The sequence below is a fragment of the Pseudomonas wayambapalatensis genome (assembly GCF_049942315.1).
Classification (GTDB): Bacteria; Pseudomonadota; Gammaproteobacteria; order Pseudomonadales; family Pseudomonadaceae; genus Aquipseudomonas; species Aquipseudomonas wayambapalatensis.
This window is the reverse complement of sequence record NZ_JBNFMU010000122.1, coordinates 25,182-45,218: the sequence shown is the minus strand read 5'-3', so window position 1 is coordinate 45,218 and position 20,037 is coordinate 25,182. Positions and strand designations below refer to the sequence as shown.

The following is a 20,037-nucleotide window of genomic DNA, read 5'->3' as shown; positions in this document are numbered from 1 at the left end:
GCTTCGCGCATAGCTCACTCCAGACAGCAGTGGCGCGAGTTTAGCGTAAATGGTCCGGGATTTGTGCGGGCCTCTTCGCGGGCAAGCCCGCTCCGACAGGGTCACCACCAACCCTGTGGGAGCGGGCTTGCCCGCGAAGAGGCCCGCACAAATCCCGGACCATTTACGCTAAACTCGCGCCACTGCTGTCTGGAGTGAGCTATGCGCGAAGCACTGAATACCGGCCTGATCGATTTCCTCAAGGCCTCCCCGACGCCCTTCCACGCCACCGCCAGCCTGGCCAAGCGCCTCGAAGCCGCCGGTTACCAGCGTCTGGACGAGCGTGACAGCTGGGCCACCGTGCCCGGCGGGCGCTACTACGTCACCCGTAACGACTCTTCGATCATCGCCATTCGCCTGGGCAAGCATTCGCCCCTGATCGGCGGAATCCGCATGGTCGGCGCGCACACCGACAGCCCGTGCCTGCGGGTCAAGCCGCAGCCCGAACTGCAGCGCCAGGGCTTCCTGCAACTGGGCGTCGAAGTCTATGGCGGTGCCCTGCTCGCCCCCTGGTTCGACCGCGACCTGTCGCTGGCTGGCCGCGTCACCTTCCGCCGCGATGGCAAGGTCGAGAGCCAACTGGTCGACTTCAAGCTGCCGATCGCCATCATTCCCAACCTGGCCATCCACCTCAACCGTACCGCCAACGAGGGCTGGCCGATCAACCCGCAGAACGAGCTGCCGCCCATCCTGGCCCAGGTCGCCGGCGATGAGCGTGTCGACTTCCGCGCCCTGCTCACCGAACAACTGGCCCGCGAGCACGGCCTGATCGCCGACGTGGTGCTGGACTATGAGCTGAGTTTCTACGACACCCAGAGCGCTGCGGTCATCGGCCTGCATGGCGACTTCATCGCAGGCGCGCGCCTGGACAACCTGCTGTCGTGCTATGCCGGGCTGCAGGCGCTACTGGCCGCCGAGAGCGACGAAACCTGCGTGCTGGTATGCACCGATCACGAAGAGGTCGGCTCCTGCTCGGCCTGTGGCGCCGACGGCCCGATGCTCGAGCAGACCCTGCAACGCCTGCTGCCCGATGGCGACGAATACGTGCGCACCATCCAGCGCTCGTTGCTGGTGTCGGCCGACAACGCCCACGGCGTGCACCCCAACTACGCCGACAAGCATGACGGCAATCATGGGCCCAAGCTCAACTCCGGCCCGGTAATCAAGGTCAACAACAACCAGCGCTACGCCACCAACAGCGAAACCGCCGGCTATTTCCGCCACCTGTGCATGGCCGAGGAAGTACCTGTACAGAGCTTCGTGGTGCGTAGCGACATGGGTTGTGGTTCGACCATCGGCCCGATCACCGCCAGCCACCTGGGCGTGCGTACCGTCGACATCGGCCTGCCGACCTTCGCCATGCACTCGATCCGCGAGCTGTGCGGCAGCCAGGACCTGGCGCACCTGGTGAAGGTGCTGACGGCGTTCTATCGCAGCCGCGAACTGCCCTGATATCAGATAGGCCTTTTCGCGGGTAAACCCGCTCCCACAGGTGCATCACCGTTCCTGCAGGAGCGGGCTTACCCGCGAATTCTCCGCCCCTCAACGCGCTATGCTTCAAGCATGCCCCTGACAACAGAAGGATTCTGTTCATGTCACCCTTCCTCTCCCTGTTCGTGCCGGTGTTCCTTTTCCTGATGCTGCTGACCATCGGCTTCAGCCTGCGCGAGCGCAATGCCGGCGTGCTGATGATGTGGATCGGCACCCTCGGCATCTTTGGCATCATGTGCTGGAAGATCCTTGAGAAACTCGCCTGAGAAATCCTCTACACTCCGGCAATCGATCGACCTGAGGTAGATTTTCCGGTGCCCGCCTTTCTCCGTTGCCTGACCCTGCTGCTCTTCCTGTTCATCGCTCCGGTGCAAGCCGCTGGCCTGCCCGGCTTGCTGGGTAGCAGCGCGCCTGCCCAACCCCAGGCCACCGAGCCGCTGGACAAGTCACTGGACGAGGTGATCAAGAGCCTGGAAAACGACCAGCAACGGGCCAAGTTGCTGGCCGACCTGAAGAAACTGCGCGATGCCAGCAAACAGTCGCAACCCACGGTGGAACAGGGCGTACTGGGGCTGATCGGCAACGCCATGCACGACCTGGAAAAGCAGTTTAGCGGCGATGCCAGCCCCTTCGTGCGCTGGTCGCAGGAAATCGACCAGGCCCAGACCGAACTGGCAGCATTGGTCGTGCCCGTGCACCAGTGGCCAGCGATCCTGTTCGGCTTCGCTGCGGTCATTGCCGTGTGGAGCCTGTTGGCCTACGCCTTCAACTGGATCGGCCATCGGGTACGGATCCGCTTCGGGCTGACCGAGGAACTGCCCCAACACCCACGGACCTGGGATCTGGTGCGATTCGCCCTGCGCAAGCTCGGGCCCTGGCTGGTGGCGCTGGTATTCACCGTGTACCTGAGCTTCGCCCTGCCACCGTCGCTGGGCAAATCCCTGGCCATGGTCCTGGCCTATGCGCTGGTGGTCGGCACCTGCTTTTCGGCGATCTGCGTGATTGCCTTCTCTCTGCTCGACGGCCCACATCGCCACCGTGCCCTGCATATCCTGCGGCACCAGGCGTTTCGTCCGTTATGGCTGATCGGCAGCTTCGCCGCCTTCGGTGAAGCGATGAGCGATCCACGCCTGACCACTGCACTGGGCACACACCTGGCCCATGCGATAGCGACCGTGACCAACGTGCTGGCGGCCCTGTGCACCGGCCTGTTCATCCTGCGTTTCAGGCGGCCGATTGCGCACCTGATCCGCAATCAGCCCCTGTCGCGACGCCTGACCCGGCGCACACTCAGCGACACCATCGAGCTGCTTGGCAGTTTCTGGTTCGTCCCGGCCTTGATCCTGGTGGCGATCTCGCTGTTCGCCACCTTCGTCTCTGCCGGCGACACCAGCACCGCCCTGCGTCAGTCACTGATGTGCACCGTGCTGGTGGTGGTGTGCATGGTGCTCAACGGCCTGGTGCGCCGCCACGCCGCCAAACCTCGGCGCGCCAACAAACGTCAGGCGGTGTATACCGAACGCCTGAAGAACTTTGGCTACGCCCTGGTGCACCTAGGCATCTGGTTGCTGTTCATCGAGCTGGGCCTGCGCGTGTGGGGGCTTTCGATGATCGGTTTTGCCGAGGGCGACGGCCATGATGTCAGCGTGCGCCTGCTGGGCCTGGCAGGCACCCTGATCGCCGCCTGGCTGGTGTGGATCCTGGCCGACACCGCCGTGCACCACGCACTGGTGCGTTCGCGCCGAGGCCTGGCCAACGCCCGCGCGCAGACCATGATGCCGCTGATCCGCAACGTACTGTTCGTGGCGATTTTCATCATCGCGGTGATCGTCGCCCTGGCCAACATGGGCATGAACGTCACACCGCTGCTGGCCGGTGCCGGTGTCATCGGCCTGGCTATCGGCTTCGGTGCGCAATCGCTGGTGGCCGATCTGATCACCGGCTTGTTCATCATCATCGAGGATAGCCTTGCCATCGACGACTATGTCGACGTCGGCGGCCACCTGGGCACGGTCGAGGGCCTGACCATTCGCACCGTGCGCCTGCGCGACATCGACGGCATCGTCCACACCATCCCGTTCAGCGAGATCAAGAGCATCAAGAACTACTCGCGTGAATTCGGCTATGCGATCTTCCGAGTCGCCATCCCGCACAGCATGAGCATCGACAAGGCGATCAGCCTGATTCGCGAGGTGGGACAGAAGCTGCGCAATGATCCGCTGATGCGCCGCAACATCTGGTCGCCGCTGGAGCTGCAGGGGGTGGAGAGTTTCGAGTCGGGCTCGGCGATCCTGCGGGCACGCTTCAAGACCGCGCCGATCAAGCAGTGGGAGGTGTCGCGGGCCTTCAACCTGGCATTGAAACGCCAGCTCGACGAAGCCGGGCTGGACCTGGCTACGCCACGGTTGTCGGTGCAGGTGGTGACGGCAGGGGGTGGGGCGATGGCTGAGGGCAGCGCAGCAACAAAATGATCAGGGTAGCTTCGCGCTAAAGACCGCTCCCAAACAAACGTGCGCCCCCTTGCAGACCTGGCCTTGTGCTGCGATGGGCTGCAAAGCAGCCTCAGAACCCAACATCCCCCTCCTGCGCCCAGGTGCAAATCGCATCTGGGCGCCAATATTCCGGGCCACAGTCAATCAGACGACCGGAAGTGTAACTATTGACCCAATTCGCAGACCAATAATGAACTGATATATATGTGAATGTATAAATCAGCCCCACCACTCAAGAACCAGTAGTCGCAGAGAACAGTGAAAATTCCTACATCGCTAGATGATTTTTCATGCGCACCGAAAGCTTGTACATCTTTTATCTCTAGCTAATATGAAAAGTGTCGCAATGACGCGACATTACTGGAGAATAAAAATGAAAGAAGTAAAACTGGAGTCTCACAACCTGGCAAACATGGCTCACCTGGTGCGTAAAGCCCAATAAGCCATTACGTTGAACGCTGGGCGCAGTGCCGGCCTGCGCCCAGCTCAACCTCAGGAACTTTCAACCCATGAATGACGACTGCTTTTTCATAATTATAAACAAGAACCTTATTTGCTGGAACTATAAAAATCACAAACAATACGAGCTCTCCTATGCTCATGCGCACCGACTTATAGACTTGATCTATAACCAAGACGCACTCCAAAATGACAACCCACTGGATCAAGATCTTCTCAGATGCGACATATTAAATCACTACCCCACTGATGATAAAACCTGGGGTTGGGATATGCTTTCCCGAATTTTCCACTTCGGTACAAAAAATATTCCGCTGGGCATACAACCTAAAAATGAAGCTGATTGGGCCGCGCTCTATCTTGAGCACTGCGAAAGCGTCTGGAGCAAACCACTGCCCGCCCAACGTAAAAATCTCAACGCACTGAAAACAATACAGCTGTTACGCCATACCGACTCAACCCCGTTCGAAGCATTGCTCAAAAAACGTTCAACCTCTAGAGACTTTCTCGACCTTCCAGTGCAGTTAGAAGACCTGACGCGAATTTTAGAATACTCCATAGGATTCATCGACGAGCGAGAGCTTCCAGACTCAAGCAATTTACCTGACGCCCTTCGCAAACGACGCAGCAGCCCATCGGGGGGCGGGCTGAACTCAACAGAGGCTTATGTTTACATCAGGCGTGTCGATGATCTCGATCCAGGCCTTTACTATTACGACCCACTTGATCACTGTTTACATCTAGTATCCACTGAGCTTCCATCCTTAGGCAAAATGCTTTCCGGCCAGCATTTTTCAGACAGCATTTCTGCCGGGATATTTCTGACTTCTCGCCTCGATAAACTGTGGTGGAAATACGAACACTCGCGCGCCTATCGAATTGCTTTATTAGAAATAGGGCATGTCGCTCAAACCCTACAACTCGTAGCAACAGCGCTGAATCTGGATACATGGCCGACAGGCGCTTTGTGCGAGGACGTCATCGACCCTTTATTGCAGCTTAACTCCCCAGGCGAACAGGTATTATTTTTCGTAGGCTGTGGTCACGCAAAAGGAAGCGCAACGCCTAGCTCTCTTAAAACAATGCTCGCACAATAAAATTCGGCCTAATAAATCAGACCCATGAAAAACAACGACACTGCTCGCCACTTTTCTACCTGGGACAAAACGAGCTCAGTCCGCTCACGCCCTTATAAATATATGCTGACTAGTGAAGATACAAAAGAAACCAAACCTGAGCGCTGGTTTCCTAGCGCTCTCATTCCAGAACTGACGAAACCTTTGACGGACAGTCTGCCAGCACATGCTCGACTCAAAATCCATATCGGCTACCTTTTGCACTTTCTGGACTATACAACTGACTTGGAAATAATGTATGTCAATCGTGCAGTTTCCTGTATCACAGTCGGTTCGCTGGCACGTTTCTTTAGCGCGCAAGATCGCTTATCCGCATTAAAACTCTACACAGATGAGGGATACCACGCGCTATTTTCAAAAGAACTGTCCGATCAAATCTTGCAATATTTTGCCATACCGAAACGGCGCTCACTCAGGCTAAAGCAACTCGACAGAATCTGCCATAATCATTCCGGCAAGCACTCAGACCTTGTGCTTTTCTTGATCGCCTTTGTGTCTGAAACAATTATAGTTCGCGAGCTTTCCTGGCTATCCCAGGATGACCTGACAGCACCTATATTCCATATGTTCCAAGATCATCTACTGGATGAAGCAAAACACGCTATTTTCTTTGCCGATGCTTTTGTAAACCTCTGGCGCCAGCTTTCAACCAATGAAAAGAGCTTTGCTGTCACTGCCCTAATAAGCATCATCCATGCTTTTTTTCAACCGAATACCGCACTTATACGAACCCTGGCCCCCGAGCATTTTCTTACCGTTAAAAAATCACTTCCCGCCCAACCAAAAAACTGGAAATCCCGAATAATAAAAACGACTACCTTAACGATGAAAGCCATACGTCGGACTGATCTACTGGAAAACCGTTACTATCTCGAGGCGCTTCGAGTCGGAGGACTGCTCGAATGAGCGTCATTTCTGCGCAGCTAAACAACACCCTTAGACTATTTCTGCTCCTGCTCATGTGCCTTCTGGGAGTCTTTCCCCTAGACGTCATTCTGCCCTCTTTCCCTGCGATCGCATCTTCGTTTCAGGTTGAAACAAATAGCGTTGCTTACTCCGTGAGTATTTTTGCCATTGGCGTGGGTATTTCACAAATCATCATAGGTCCTTTATCCGATGCCATTGGCCGAAAGCGGCTCTTGTTGAGTGGACTCTCGGTTGCCACCCTAGGAGCAGTAGGATGCCTGCTTTCATCCAGTTTTGAAGCTTTCATAACATTTCGCTTAATACAAGCACTGGGGTGTGGTTGCTTCGTGCTAAGCCACGCTTTGGTGCAAGACTTGTACACAGAACAACGACGCAACAGCATGCGCATTCTCCTGACCGGTGCAAGTGGCGTGTTTATTTCTCTGTCTCCCCTCGCCGGCAGTATTCTCCAAGAACACTTCAACTGGCAGGGAAGCTTCATCGTGTTTGCCATACTCAGCATCTGCTGCGGGCTCATCACTATCAAATCCCTGAAAGACCTCCCGACTTCTCTTAAACCAGAAGTTTTCCTTTCAAACCAAAGAGCGCTGCTAAAGGATTCAGCTTTTTTTAAATTTACGGCATTTTCATGCCTGGCCTTTGCCTGCCACTTTTCATTCATCGTCAGCGCTCCGTTATTATTCATGGACCGCCTAGGTCTGTCCGCTAATACGTTCGGCCTTATATTTACCGGTTATGGATTTTCTTATGTTCTCGGAGGCGTGGTAGCTCACTGGCTCAATGAACGTATCAGTCCAAGAAAACAGATCGGCGTAGGTTTCACGCTCATCGGTTTCTCCGGTATCGCCTCGTGCATCTGGGGTCTTGTGGCAGAACCATCAGTTGCGAGTGTCTTGCTACCCATGATCGTCTGCACGATGGGCGTCACCATCATTCGCCCGTCAGCGACGACTAAGGCACTGGGCAGACACCCACATTGCGCGGGAGCTGCAGCATCCTTAAACAATACGCTGCTGTTCACTTCTGGAGGCACCGTCAGCGCTTTGATCGCGGCTACAGACAGCCTGCTGACCCTGCCTGTGCTTTTCATCCTTTCAGGCCTCTTGGGCTGGGCACTGCTCACCCTACTACCCCGTTCAGACAGACCCTAGCTTTCGCGAGACAACCGACCGTACGGTTAGATCTACCTACCCCGCCTGCGCCTGGATACGAATCGCATCGTGCCGCCAATACTCCAGGTCGCAGTCGATCAGGTGCCCATGCTGGTCACTGTTGACCCGGGTAATGTGCAACCCCGGGCTCCCCGCCGACACCCTAAGCGCCATGGCCGCCGCCACCGGCAACGCAGTCGGCAGGATCTCGAAGCACACCTGCCCGTAGCGGATGCCATATTCGCGGGCATAGATCTCGGTCAGCGACTGTGCCAGGTCCAGCGCCAGGATCCCCGGGAAATAGCGTGGGTTGAGGTAGTGCTCGGCATACAACACACCGCGCCCATCGATGCGCCGCAAACGGCAGATCTGTACCACACTCGACAACGCCGGCAGCCGCAGGCGCGCACAGATCACTGCGGAAGCCGGCAGCAAGCGCGCCGAGAGCAGCTCGGTGCTCGGAACCCGCCCCTGGTCGCGCACCATCGCATGGAAGTGGCTGCGCTCGATCAGGTCGTAGGTCAGGCGTTCGGGGGCGACGAACCAGCCGCGGCGCTCTTCGCGGTAGATCAGGCCCTGGGCCTCGAGCTGCACCAGCGCCTCACGCAAGGTGATCCGGGTAGTGTCGAATACCTCGCTCAGCTTGCGCTCGGCCGGCAGCTTGCCGCCCGGCGCCAGCAGGCCATGTTCGATCTGTTCCTGCAGCGCATGGCAGATGGCTGTTACCGCCCGCGGTGGGGTCGATTGCATCAAAGGTTACCTATCTGGACTAGTCCAGCCCCATAACAGGGCAACTGGAGAATAGAGCAAGCCTAGGCACGGCTGATGAAGATCCTGTGACAAAGCCCTTGCACCACGGTTGCCAGAATCGGGCCAAGCCGCGTGAATAAAGGGCCGGGTTCTAGTCTACGCTTTGCTTTCAGGGCCCAAGCCTCCCCGCTGACGGGCCTGTCCTACATCAAACTGTCATGCAACAGGCCTACCTTGGCCCAAGGTTTGCTGACCTAGACCAAAGGTTCTCGGCAAGGTCTGCACCACAGCATTCACAACAGCGTTCATAACAACGATTGCAAGGCACCCACCAAAGGAGCTTCGGATGAAAAAGTTCTTCATGGCGTCACTGCTGGGCTCGGCCATCGCCCTGTGCACCACGGCCATGGCCGCCGATACCGACCTCAAGGCCCTGGAAGACGCCGCCCGCAAGGAGGGCACGGTCAACAGCGTGGGCATGCCGGATGCCTGGGCCAACTGGAAAGGCACCTGGGATGACCTGGCCAAGAAGTACGGCCTCAAGCACAGCGACACCGACATGAGCTCGGCCCAGGAAATCGCCAAGTTCGACGCTGAAAAAGACAACGCCAGTGCCGACATCGGTGACGTCGGCGCCGCCTTCGGCCCGATCGCCGTGAACAAGGGCGTGACCCAGCCCTACAAGCCGAGCACTTGGGACCAAGTGCCGGAGTGGGCCAAGGACAAGGACGGTCACTGGGCGCTGGCCTATACCGGCACCATCGCCTTCATCATCAACAAGGAGCTGGTCAAGGAAGACGAACGCCCGAAGACCTGGCACGACCTGGAAAAAGGCAAGTACAAGGTCGCCATCGGTGACGTCGGCACCGCAGCCCAGGCTGCCAACGGTGTACTGGCCGCCGCCATCGCCTACAAGGGCGACGAAAGCAATATCGAGCCGGGCCTGCAACTGTTCACCAAGCTGGCCCAGCAGAAGCGCCTGTCGCTGGCCAACCCGACCATCCAGACCCTCGAGAAAGGTGAAGTGGAAGTCGGCGTGGTCTGGGACTTCAACGGCCTGAGCTACCGCGAGCAGATCGATCCAAAGCGCTTCGAAGTGCTGATCCCGTCCGATGGCTCGGTGATTTCCGGCTACACCACCATCATCAACAAATACGCCAAGCACCCGAACGCCGCCAAGCTTGCCCGCGAATACATCTTCAGCGACGCCGGCCAGACCAACCTGGCCATCGGCCACGCCCGCCCGATCCGCGCCGAGCACCTGAAGCTGCCAGCCGATGTGCAGGCCAAGCTGCTGCCCAACGAGCAGTACCAGGCCGCCCAGCCGATCAAGAACGCCGACGCCTGGGAGAAGACCTCCAAGGCCCTGCCGCAGAAGTGGCAGGAGCAGGTGATCATCGAGATGGAGTGACGGCGGGGTTTTCCAGCGCCTGACACGGCCCTTTCACGGGTAAACCCGCTCCCACAGGTGCAGCACAAGCTTCCAGGCCTGCGCGATACCTGTGGGAGCGGGTTTACCCGCGAAAAGGACGACGCGGTACCGACCTATTCCTCTGCGGAGCCAACATGCAACACAACGTCATCCTGGTCCTGCTCGACGGACTCAACCACCAGGTCGCACACCACGCCATGGGCCACCTGCACGCCTACGTCGAGGCCGACCGCGCCGCGCTGTACCGCGTGGAATGCGAACTGCCGTCACTGTCACGCCCGCTGTACGAGTGCATTCTCACCGGCGTCGCGCCGATCGACAGCGGTATCGTGCACAACAACGTCAATCGCCTGTCCAACCAGCGCAGCGTCTTCCACTACGCCCGCGAAGCCGGGCTGGGCACTGCAGCTGCGGCCTACCACTGGATGAGCGAACTGTACAACCGCTCGCCCTTCGATCCGATCCGCGACCGCCATACCCACGCGCCCAAGCTGCCGATCCAGCACGGGCTGTTTTACTACGCCGATCACTACCCCGATTCGCACCTGCTGGCCGACGCCGAGTACCTGCGCCGCCGTCATGCACCGAACTTCCTGCTGGTGCACCCGATGAACATCGACGATGCCGGCCACCGCCACGGCCTGGACAGCAGCCAGTACCGCAACGCCGCACGCAGCGCCGACATCCTGCTGGCCGACTACCTGCCACTGTGGCTCGAAGAGGGCTACCAGGTACTGGTCACCGCCGACCACGGCATGAACAACGACCGCTCGCACAATGGCCTGCTGGCCGAGGAACGCGAGGTGCCGCTGTTCGTCTTCGGCGACGCCTTCAGCCTCGACCCCGCCGCCAAGCCCCTGCAGACCGAGCTGTGCGGCACGATCTGCGAACTGCTCGGCGCGGCCCACGACAAACCGGTCTGCCGGGAGTTGCTCAAGTGAATTCCAGCCACCGCGGCCGTCACCTGGCCCTGCTCTGCCTGCTGCCCTTCGCCATTTTCTTCATCATCTTCCAGATCGCCCCGCTGGTCTGGGTCGCCATCGCCAGCCTGCAAAACGAAAGTGGCTGGGGCCTGGAAAACTTCAGCAAGATCTTCGCCTCGAAGTTCTACCTGCAGGCCATCGAGCGCAGCCTCGAGATCAGCTTCTGGTCGAGCCTGTTCGGCATCGTCATCGCCACCCTCGGCGCCTATTCGCTGCGCCAGGTCGATTCGCGCCTGCGCGACTTCGTCAGTGCCTTCGCCAACATGACCAGCAACTTCGCCGGCGTGCCCCTGGCCTTCGCCTTCATCATCCTGCTGGGCTTCAACGGCGCGCTCACGCTGGCGCTCAAGGAGATCGGCCTGCTCGGCGACTTCAGTATCTACTCCAAGACTGGCCTGATCATCGTCTACACCTACTTCCAGATTCCGCTGGGCGTGCTGCTGCTCTACCCGGCCTTCGACGCCCTGCGCGAAGACTGGCGCGAATCCGCCGCGCTGCTCGGTGCCAGCCACTGGCAGTTCTGGCGGCACATCGGCCTGCCGGTGCTGACCCCGGCACTGCTGGGCACCTTCGTCATCCTGCTGGCCAACGCCCTGGGCGCCTACGCCACCGTCTATGCCCTGACCACCGGCAACTTCAACGTGCTGCCAATCCGTATCGCCGCCCTGGTGGCCGGCGACATCACCCTCGACCCGAACCTGGGCAGCGCGCTGGCCATGGTGCTGGTGGGGCTGATGACCCTGGTGACGGTGGTCCATCAATGGCTGCTGAAAAGGAGCTACCATGCGCGCTGAATCACACAAGGGCGGCTGGTATCACCGCGCCGTGGTGTACCTGCTGTTCCTGATCCTGCTGTTGCCCCTGGCCGGCACCCTGCTCTACTCATTGGCTACCAGTTGGTCGGCGAGCCTGCTGCCCAGCGGCCTGACCCTCAAGTGGTACGTGCAACTGTGGAGCGAGCCGCGATTTCTCGCCGCCTTCGGCCAGTCGCTGATCGTCTGCGTGGGAGCTTTGGTACTGTCGGTGGTGCTGATCCTGCCGCTGCTGTTCGTGGTGCATTACCACTTCCCCAAGCTCGACGCGCTGATGAACATCCTCATCCTGCTGCCCTTCGCGGTGCCGCCGGTGGTGTCTTCGGTGGGGCTGCTGCAGTTGTACGGCAGCGGGCCGATGGCCATGGTCGGGACGCCGTGGATCCTGATCGGCTGCTATTTCACCATCGCCCTGCCCTTCATGTACCGGGCGATCACCAACAACCTGCAGGCGATCAACCTGCGCGACCTGATGGACGCCGCGCAACTACTCGGCGCCAGCACCTGGCAAGCCGCCCTTCTGGTGGTGCTGCCCAATCTGCGCAAGGGCCTGATGGTGGCGTTGCTGCTGTCGTTTTCCTTCCTGTTCGGCGAATTCGTGTTCGCCAACCTGCTGGTCGGCACCCGTTACGAAACCCTGCAGGTCTACCTGAACAACATGCGCAACAGCAGCGGCCACTTCAACAGCGCGCTGGTGATCTCTTATTTCGCCTTCGTGCTGTTACTGACCTGGGTCGCCAACCGCCTGAACAAGGATAAATCCTGATGAGCTTCGTCAGTGTCCAGAAACTGCAAAAGAGCTACGCCGGCAGCCCGGTCTTCGAAAACATCGACTGCAACATCGAACGCGGCGAGTTCGTCACCCTGCTCGGCCCCTCGGGGTGCGGCAAGTCCACCCTGCTGCGCTGCATCGCCGGGCTGACCCCCGTAGACAGTGGCCACATCCTGCTCGACGGCCAGGACATCGTGCCACTCAGCCCGCAGAAGCGCGGGATCGGCATGGTGTTCCAGAGCTATGCGCTGTTCCCCAACATGACCGTTGAACAGAACGTCGCCTTTGGCCTGCGCATGCAGAAGGTCAAGGCCGAGGAGAGCCAGGCGCGTGTGCGCGAGGCCCTGGAGTTGGTGGAGCTGGGCAGTTTTGCCGGACGCTACCCGCACCAGTTGTCGGGCGGACAGTGCCAACGCGTGGCGCTGGCCCGTTCGCTGGTCACCCGCCCGCGCCTGCTGCTGCTCGACGAGCCGCTGTCGGCGCTGGATGCGCGTATCCGCAAACACCTGCGCGAGCAGATCCGTGCGATCCAGCGCGAGCTGGGGCTGACCACCATCTTCGTCACCCACGACCAGGAAGAGGCGCTGACCATGTCGGACCGCATCGTCCTGATGAACCAGGGGCGCATCGTCCAGAGCGGCGACGCCGAAACCCTCTACACCGCACCTGTCGACCTGTTCGCCGCCGGTTTCATCGGCAACTACAACCTGCTCGACGCCGACAGCGCCAGCCGCCTGCTGCAGCGCCCGGTCAGCGCACGCCTGGCGATCCGTCCCGAGTCCATCAGCCTGGGCCTGGACGGTGAACTGGACGGCCAGATCCGCAGTCACAGCCTGCTCGGCAACGTGATCCGCTACCGGGTCGAGGCGCGCGGCGTGGAGGTGGTGGTGGATGTGCTCAATCGCTCGTCTGCCGATCTGTACGCCGACGGACAGCGGGTGTCGCTGTCGATCGATCCCACCGCGCTACGGGAAGTGGCTTAAGGAGATTCAAGCAATGGCACTGGCGATTTTCGATCTGGACGAAACCCTGATCCACGGTGACTGCGCGTCGCTGTGGAGCGAACAGATGGCCCGGCTGGGCTGGGTGGACGGCAAGGAATTCCTGCGTCGCGACCAGGAACTGATGGATGCATACGGCAAGGGCCACCTGCAGATGGAGGACTACATGGCCTTCAGCCTGGAGCCCATCGCCGGGCGCACGCTGGAGGAAGTCGAACACCTGGTCGAGCCCTGGGTGGAGGATGTGATCGAGCCGATCATCTATGGCGATGCCTGCCGATGCATCGCCGAACACCGCAAGAAGGGCGACCGTATCCTTATCATTTCCGCCTCCGGCATGCACCTTGTCGGGCCGATCGCTGCACGCCTGGGGGTCGACGAGTACCTGGCCATCGAACTGGAGGCGGTCAACGGCGTGTACACCGGCAAGACCCACGGCGTACTGACCTACCGCGAGGGCAAGATTACCCGCTTGCTGGAGTGGCTGGACCAGGAACAGGAAAACCTCGAAGGCGCGAGCTTCTATTCCGACTCACGGAACGATCTGCCGCTGTTACTGAAAGTGGACCATCCGTTTGCCGTTAATCCGGACCCGGTGCTGCGTGAACATGCCCAGACCAATGGCTGGCCTGTATTGAGCTGGTCCTGAGTTCCATCGCCGCTGTGCCGGCCTCTTCGCGCCCCGACTTGCCCGCGAAGAGGCCGGGGCCGCTTAGGTCAAGCCAGCGTCGATCACCATCACCAGCTTGCCGGACACCTGGTTGCTCTCAAGCTCGGCATACGCCGCCTGGGCGAACTCGACCGGATAGGTATCGACCAACTGTGGCGACAACCGCCCTTCGGCGAACAGCGGCCACACCTGCTGCTGCAGGTCGCGCAGCAACTCGGCCTTGAAGCCATCGTCACGATTGCGCAGGGTGGAACCGGTGATCTCCAGGCGCTTGCCCAGCACCAGCGCCAGGTCCACTTCGAACTTGCGCCCGCTCATCAGGCCGATGATCACCCAGCGGCCGTCGCGGGCCAGCAGCTCCAGGTTGAGCGGGCCATAGCTCGCACCTACCGGGTCGAGGATCACATCGAACGGCCCGAACCCCTTGAGCGCGTCGAGGTTCTCGTTACGCACCACACCTCCTGCGGCACCCAGTGCCTTGCAGTAGTCCAGGCGCTCCTGGGAACCGACGCTGACCCATACCGGGCAACCAAACGCCTTGCCCAACTGGATGGCCGCAGAGCCCACACCACTGGCACCGGCGTGCACCAGCACCTTCTCACCCGCCTTGGCCGCCCCGAGCTGGAAGATATTCAGCCAGGCCGTGGCGTACACCTCGGGCAGCGCGGCTGCCTCGTGCAGGCTCAGGCCCTCGGGCACCGGCAGCACATGGCGGGCATCCACGACCACTTCCTCGGCCATGGCACCACTGGCCAACAGCGCGCAGACCCGATCGCCCACACGCCAATCTGCCCCCGCACCCACCTCCTCGATCACCCCGGCGCACTCCAGCCCCATATAAGGGCTGGCGCCGGGTGGCGGCGGGTACAAACCCTTCATCTGCAACAGGTCGGCGCGGTTCAACCCGGCCGCAGCCACTCGAATGCGTACCTGCCCCGCGTCGCACACCGGACGTTCGGCTTCGACCCAGGCTACATGTCCGTCAACGCCTTGCAATGCCTTCACAGTGCCTCCATAGTTGAGTCATGACTGAGCCCGGGATCACCATGTCCCGGGTTTTTTGCAGTATTCAGCCGGTTTCATGGAACCGGCGTACGGAAAAGACGGCCTACTATGCGTGATCAATTGCCCCCACGTCGAATCAGCATGAAGCATTTCCTTCCCAGCACCGCCCTCGCCCTCATGGTCGGCCTCGGCAGCCTCACGCTCGGTGGCAATGCGGCCGCCGCCAACAAATGGGACAGCCTGCAGCCGGACCGCGACGAGATCGTCGCCAGCCTCAACGTGGTGGAGCTGCTCAAGCGCCATCACTACAGCAAGCCGCCGCTTGACGATGCCCGCTCGGTCATCATCTATGACAGCTACATCAAGCTGCTCGACCCGTCGCGCAGCTATTTCATGGCCAGTGACATCGCCGAATTCGACAAGTGGAAGACGCAGTTCGACGACTTCCTCAAGAGCGGCAACCTCGATCCCGGCTTCACCATCTACAAGCGCTACCTGGACCGTGTTAAATCGCGTCTGGACTTCGCCCTGGCCGAACTGAACAAGGGTGTCGACAAGATCGACTTCACCGTCAAGGAAGACCTGCTGGTCGACCGCAAGGACGCTCCGTGGCTGAAGAACGAGGCCGAGCTCGACGACCTGTGGCGCAAGCGCGTCAAGGACGAAGTGCTGCGCCAGAAGCTGGCCGGCAAGGATCCCAAGCAGATCCAGGAAACCCTCACCAAGCGCTACAAGAATCAACTGGCGCGCCTGGACCAGACCCGTGCCGAAGACATCTTCCAGGCCTACATCAACACCTTCGCCCAGTCCTACGATCCGCACACCAACTACCTGTCGCCAGACAACGCCGAAAACTTCGACATCAACATGAGCCTGTCGCTCGAAGGCATCGGCGCGGTGCTGCAGAGCGATAACGACCAGGTCAAGATCGTACGCCTGGTACCGGCCGGCCCTGCCGCCAAGACCAAGCAGGTCGCCCCTGCCGACAAGATCATCGGTGTCGCCCAGGGCAACAAGGAAATGGTCGACGTGGTCGGCTGGCGCCTGGACGAAGTGGTCAAGCTGATCCGTGGCCCCAAAGGCTCGGTGGTACGCCTGGAGATCATCCCGGCGAGCAATGCGCCGAACGACCAGACCACCAAGATCGTTTCGATCACCCGCGAGGCGGTCAAGCTCGAGGAGCAGGCGGCGAAGAAGTCGGTGCTCAAGCTCAAGCAGGACGGTCGTGACTACAAGCTCGGCATCATCGAGATCCCGGCCTTCTACCTCGACTTCAAGGCCTACCGCGCTGGCGATCCGGACTACAAGAGCACCACGCGCGACGTGAAGAAACTGCTCACCGAACTGCAGAAGGAAAAAGTCGACGGCGTGGTCATCGACCTGCGCAACAACGGCGGCGGCTCGCTGCAGGAAGCCACCGAACTGACCAGCCTGTTCATCGAGAAAGGCCCGACGGTATTGGTGCGCAACAGCGACGGCCGCGTCGACGTACTCGAGGACGAGAACCCAGGCGCCTTCTACAAGGGCCCACTGGCACTGCTGGTCAACCGCCTCTCGGCCTCGGCCTCGGAGATCTTCGCCGGCGCCATGCAGGACTACCATCGCGCACTGATCATCGGTGGCCAGACCTTCGGCAAAGGCACCGTGCAGACCATCCAGCCACTGAACCATGGCGAGCTGAAGCTCACTCTGGCCAAGTTCTACCGTGTTTCCGGCCAGAGCACCCAGCACCAGGGCGTACTGCCGGACATCGACTACCCGTCGATCATCGACACTAAGGAAATCGGCGAAAGCGCCCTGCCCGAAGCCATGCCCTGGGACACCATCCGCCCGGTGGTCAAACCGGCAGCTGATCCGTTCAAGCCATTCCTGGCCCAGCTCAAGGCGCAACATGAGGCGCGCAGCGTCAAGGACGCCGAGTTCACCTACATCCGCGACCGCCTGGCGCTGACGCAGAAACTGATGAACGAGAAGACCGTCAGCCTCAACGAGCAAGACCGTCGCACCCGTCACGACGAGATCGAGGCCAAGCAACTGGCGCTGGAGAACACCCGACGCAAGGCCAAGGGCGAAGAGCCGCTCAAGGAACTGAAGAAGGTCGACGAAGACGCCCTGCCCGAGGAGAAGGACGACGCCAAGCCAGAAGATGATGCCTACCTGGCCGAAACCGGTCGTATCCTGCTCGACTACCTGCGCCTGAGCTCGCAGGTGGCGAAGAAATAAGCGACTCGATCAGATGATGGCAGATTAATGTGACCTGTCATCAAACAGTCATCGCACTGTCGTGAAATAGAAGGGCCGGACGCCAAAACGTCCGGCCTTTTCATTTTCAGGAAACAGTCCATGACCGTCACCGAACAGCTCAGTGCCTTGAGCGCCATCCTGGCTCAACGCAGCATTCACAGCCTGTTCCAACCGATCATCTGCCTTTCCGAGCGGCGCATCCTCGGCTATGAGGCGCTCAGCCGTGGGCCGTCCAACAGCCCTCTGCACTCGCCCCTGAACCTGTTCGCCATCGCCCGCCAGGCAGGGCGCCTGAGCGAGCTTGAAGTGCTGTGCCGGGAGAACGCATGCCGGCGCTTCAGCGAGCTGGGGCTCGAAGGCAAGCTGTTCCTCAATGTCTCGCCCGAGTCGCTGCTGGAACCCCACTACCCTTCCGGGCGTACCCTGAAGATGCTCGAGCAGGTTGGTCTGCAACCCAGCCGTGTGGTGATCGAGTTGACCGAACAAACCCCCACCGACGACTTCCAGTTGCTGTCCAACGCCCTGCACCACTACCGGGACATGGGGTTTTCCATTGCGCTGGACGACCTGGGGGCAGGTTACTCGAGCTTGCGCCTGTGGTCGGAGCTGCGTCCGGACTACGTGAAGATCGACCGTCACTTCATCGATAGCATCCATCAGGACCCGCTCAAGCGCGAATTCGTCGGCTCCATCCTGCAGATCGCCCGCGCCTCCAAGGCCCAGGTGATTGCCGAGGGCATCGAACTGGGTGAGGAGCTGACGGTACTGGCCGATATGGGCGTCGACCTGTTGCAAGGCTACCTGCTCGGTCGCCCGCAAGAGTTTCCCCCACGCGACGGCCTGAATCTGCTGCCGCCTGCGCAAGGCTGCGCGCTGGTGATCAGCGAGGAAGGCGGCGACCTCGCCGCACTGCTGATCGAGCAGCCTGCGGTTGCGCTGGATACGCCAACCCAGCAGGTGCTGGAGGCCTTCCGCCGCCAGGCCAATCTCAATTCCCTGGCCGTGCTCGACGCCCAGGGCCAGGCTTGCGGTATCGTCCATCGGCATTCGTTGTCCGACGCGCTGCTCAAGCCATTCGGCACCGACCTGTTCGCCCGCAAGCCGATCAGCCGGCTGATGAACGAGGACTTTCTCGTGGTCGAGCGCAGCCAGTCGCTGCAGCAGGTCAGCCGCCTGCTCACCAGCCGCGCACGGCAGCGCATCGAGGAAGATTTCATCATCACCCATGGTGGCCGCTACCTGGGGCTGGGGCGCGTGATCGACGTGCTCAAGTTGATCACCGAGCAGAAGATCCAGCAGGCCCGCTACGCCAATCCACTGACCCTGCTGCCAGGCAACGTGCCGATCCGCCAGTGCCTGACCCGCCTGCTGGAGCAGCAGCGTGCAGCGGCGGTGTGCTACGTCGACATCGACAGCTTCAAGCCCTTCAACGATATCTATGGCTATGCCCGTGGCGACGAGGTGTTGCTGTGCCTGGCCCAATGCCTGAACGACAGCGTCGATCCGCGCCGCGACTTCGTCGGGCATATCGGCGGTGATGATTTCATGCTGGTGTTGGGATCGGCCGATTGGCGCGAGCGTCTGCACACGTTGATCGACAATTTTCTACGCGAATGTCGACGCTTCTACCGCAGCGAGCACCTGGAGGCCGGTTGCTTCATCGCCCACAACCGCCAAGGGCAGCGAGAGACCTTCCCCTTGCTGTCGCTGTCGATCGGCGTGGTTTTGCTGCGGCCGGAGTGCTGCGCCAGCCTGGATGCGGCGCAGTTGGCCGATCTTGCTTCGCAGGCAAAGCGCCAGGCCAAGGATACCGCCGGGCCCAGTCTGAGCCTGATCGATACCGGGGTGTCGTAGCCCCTACCCTGCCGTCACTTCTTCGGGGTAAGCGAACTCGAACACCCGCACCACTTCGGAGGCATGCCACGAAGCCGCCTCCATACCATCGACGGGCCCTGAAAACCGCCCCAGGCGCTCGACACATTCGAAGAAGCCGGTACGTGGCAGGCGGCTGGCCCCCTGGCTGATCACCAGCGAGCTGCGCAGCGGCTGCTCGGCACGCGCATCGATCATCGCCAGGTATTCCAGGGCGGCGGTCAGGGTCTGCATGGCGGGGGTGGGCAACTCCAGGCGCTCGAGCAGCGCCCTGTAGGTGAGCAGGTGGCGTTGACGGCGGGCCAGGTCAAGCTCGTCCAGCAGGCGTTGCCATTGCTGACGACTGATCCTGACCTGACTCATGATGGCTCGCTCCAGCCGGCGATCCCCAGGTGCCATGCCAGGCTGCGCTGGATCGCCGCATCGGGCACACGTTCGCCCGACTCGATCATGGCCAGGTACGACGGGCTGATGCCAACGCTGCGGGCCAACTGCTCGGGGGCCAGGCCCTTGGCCTGACGCAACTGCGCCAGCTCACCCAAGGCAGGCAAGCTGGCGCTTTCCTTCACGACTTCGCCGCGAGCCTCATTGGCCGCAGCCTGAGGTTCATCGGCATTGGCTGGCGCCTGCCCGGCTGCGGCTAGCAGTGCCTGGTACTGGGCCCAGGGAACAACCGCATACTCGGGCTGACCGTCCCGACTGATGACCTGAATACCCATACAACCCCCTTACTGCATGTAATCCGTCGGCATAATGCTTATGCCAATTATATGACCAAGTGCGGGAGTCTGTGCAGATCAG

General features: G+C 60.5%; 18 protein-coding genes. 14 read left to right on the top strand and 4 right to left on the bottom strand.

Annotated features, from left to right (window positions below; all coding sequences use genetic code 11):
* The first annotated feature begins 201 nt into the window (after positions 1 to 201).
* From ACPZMI_RS06690 to ACPZMI_RS06665, 6 genes are all read left to right on the top strand, one after another.
* Complete coding sequence (locus tag ACPZMI_RS06690; protein ID WP_054895571.1) at positions 202 to 1,491, top strand: M18 family aminopeptidase; 1,290 nt, start codon at positions 202 to 204, stop codon at positions 1,489 to 1,491.
* Between the two features lie 140 nt (positions 1,492 to 1,631).
* The gene (locus ACPZMI_RS06685; protein WP_172964816.1) at positions 1,632 to 1,796 is read left to right on the top strand and encodes a hypothetical protein; all 165 of its coding nucleotides are present in this window, start codon (positions 1,632 to 1,634) and stop codon (positions 1,794 to 1,796) included.
* A 48-nt stretch (positions 1,797 to 1,844) separates the two neighbouring features.
* Positions 1,845 to 4,001, top strand: a complete 2,157-nt coding sequence (locus ACPZMI_RS06680) for a mechanosensitive ion channel family protein (protein WP_426351913.1) — start codon at positions 1,845 to 1,847, stop codon at positions 3,999 to 4,001.
* A 530-nt stretch (positions 4,002 to 4,531) separates the two neighbouring features.
* The gene (locus tag ACPZMI_RS06675; protein ID WP_426351912.1) at positions 4,532 to 5,578 is read left to right on the top strand and encodes a SagB family peptide dehydrogenase; all 1,047 of its coding nucleotides are present in this window, start codon (positions 4,532 to 4,534) and stop codon (positions 5,576 to 5,578) included.
* Positions 5,579 to 5,602: 24 nt separating this feature from the next.
* Positions 5,603 to 6,523: a diiron oxygenase gene (locus ACPZMI_RS06670; protein ID WP_426351911.1), complete on the top strand. Its 921-nt coding sequence runs from the start codon at positions 5,603 to 5,605 to the stop codon at positions 6,521 to 6,523.
* Positions 6,520 to 7,695: an MFS transporter gene (locus tag ACPZMI_RS06665; RefSeq protein ID WP_426351910.1), complete on the top strand. Its 1,176-nt coding sequence runs from the start codon at positions 6,520 to 6,522 to the stop codon at positions 7,693 to 7,695. The genes ACPZMI_RS06670 and ACPZMI_RS06665 overlap by 4 nt, the downstream gene beginning before the upstream one ends.
* Positions 7,696 to 7,731: 36 nt before the next feature.
* Here the strand turns inward: ACPZMI_RS06665 and ACPZMI_RS06660 are convergent, their stop codons facing one another.
* Positions 7,732 to 8,445 (bottom strand): UTRA domain-containing protein, encoded by a 714-nt coding sequence (locus ACPZMI_RS06660; RefSeq protein WP_426351909.1) that lies wholly within the window; start codon positions 8,443 to 8,445, stop codon positions 7,732 to 7,734.
* A 346-nt stretch (positions 8,446 to 8,791) separates the two neighbouring features.
* Between ACPZMI_RS06660 and ACPZMI_RS06655 the strand changes: the two genes are divergently transcribed.
* From ACPZMI_RS06655 to ACPZMI_RS06630, 6 genes are all read left to right on the top strand, one after another.
* The gene (locus ACPZMI_RS06655) at positions 8,792 to 9,856 is read left to right on the top strand and encodes an ABC transporter substrate-binding protein (protein WP_288377363.1); all 1,065 of its coding nucleotides are present in this window, start codon (positions 8,792 to 8,794) and stop codon (positions 9,854 to 9,856) included.
* A gap of 155 nt (positions 9,857 to 10,011) precedes the next feature.
* Positions 10,012 to 10,818, top strand: coding sequence for an alkaline phosphatase family protein (locus ACPZMI_RS06650; protein WP_125931639.1), 807 nt, complete (start codon positions 10,012 to 10,014; stop codon positions 10,816 to 10,818).
* Positions 10,815 to 11,654 carry an ABC transporter permease subunit gene (locus ACPZMI_RS06645; RefSeq protein ID WP_186710177.1) on the top strand — a complete coding sequence of 280 codons (840 nt, stop codon included), beginning with the start codon at positions 10,815 to 10,817 and terminating at the stop codon, positions 11,652 to 11,654. Before ACPZMI_RS06650 ends, ACPZMI_RS06645 begins: the two co-directional genes overlap by 4 nt.
* Positions 11,644 to 12,438 (top strand): ABC transporter permease, encoded by a 795-nt coding sequence (locus ACPZMI_RS06640; RefSeq protein ID WP_426351908.1) that lies wholly within the window; start codon positions 11,644 to 11,646, stop codon positions 12,436 to 12,438. The genes ACPZMI_RS06645 and ACPZMI_RS06640 overlap by 11 nt, the downstream gene beginning before the upstream one ends.
* On the top strand, positions 12,438 to 13,427 hold the full coding sequence (locus ACPZMI_RS06635; RefSeq protein WP_288377372.1) for an ABC transporter ATP-binding protein: 990 nt from the start codon (positions 12,438 to 12,440) through the stop codon (positions 13,425 to 13,427). Before ACPZMI_RS06640 ends, ACPZMI_RS06635 begins: the two co-directional genes overlap by 1 nt.
* Before the next feature lie 13 nt (positions 13,428 to 13,440).
* The gene (locus ACPZMI_RS06630) at positions 13,441 to 14,094 is read left to right on the top strand and encodes an HAD family hydrolase (RefSeq protein ID WP_426351907.1); all 654 of its coding nucleotides are present in this window, start codon (positions 13,441 to 13,443) and stop codon (positions 14,092 to 14,094) included.
* 63 nt (positions 14,095 to 14,157) lie between these two features.
* Here ACPZMI_RS06630 and ACPZMI_RS06625 read toward each other — a convergent pair whose 3' ends face one another.
* Positions 14,158 to 15,120, bottom strand: a complete 963-nt coding sequence (locus tag ACPZMI_RS06625; protein ID WP_186710179.1) for a zinc-binding dehydrogenase — start codon at positions 15,118 to 15,120, stop codon at positions 14,158 to 14,160.
* 141 nt (positions 15,121 to 15,261) lie between these two features.
* Here ACPZMI_RS06625 and ACPZMI_RS06620 point away from each other — a divergent pair, with 141 nt between their 5' ends.
* Positions 15,262 to 17,343 (top strand): carboxy terminal-processing peptidase, encoded by a 2,082-nt coding sequence (locus ACPZMI_RS06620; RefSeq protein WP_186667070.1) that lies wholly within the window; start codon positions 15,262 to 15,264, stop codon positions 17,341 to 17,343.
* A 120-nt stretch (positions 17,344 to 17,463) separates the two neighbouring features.
* Positions 17,464 to 19,218, top strand: a complete 1,755-nt coding sequence (locus ACPZMI_RS06615; protein ID WP_186711497.1) for a GGDEF domain-containing protein — start codon at positions 17,464 to 17,466, stop codon at positions 19,216 to 19,218.
* Positions 19,219 to 19,221: 3 nt separating this feature from the next.
* Here the strand turns inward: ACPZMI_RS06615 and ACPZMI_RS06610 are convergent, their stop codons facing one another.
* Together ACPZMI_RS06610 and ACPZMI_RS06605 are read right to left on the bottom strand one after the other, a co-directional pair.
* Positions 19,222 to 19,599 (bottom strand): hypothetical protein, encoded by a 378-nt coding sequence (locus ACPZMI_RS06610; RefSeq protein WP_186667074.1) that lies wholly within the window; start codon positions 19,597 to 19,599, stop codon positions 19,222 to 19,224.
* Positions 19,596 to 19,955, bottom strand: coding sequence for a helix-turn-helix domain-containing protein (locus tag ACPZMI_RS06605; RefSeq protein WP_426351906.1), 360 nt, complete (start codon positions 19,953 to 19,955; stop codon positions 19,596 to 19,598). Before ACPZMI_RS06605 ends, ACPZMI_RS06610 begins: the two co-directional genes overlap by 4 nt.
* Positions 19,956 to 20,037 lie beyond the last annotated feature (82 nt).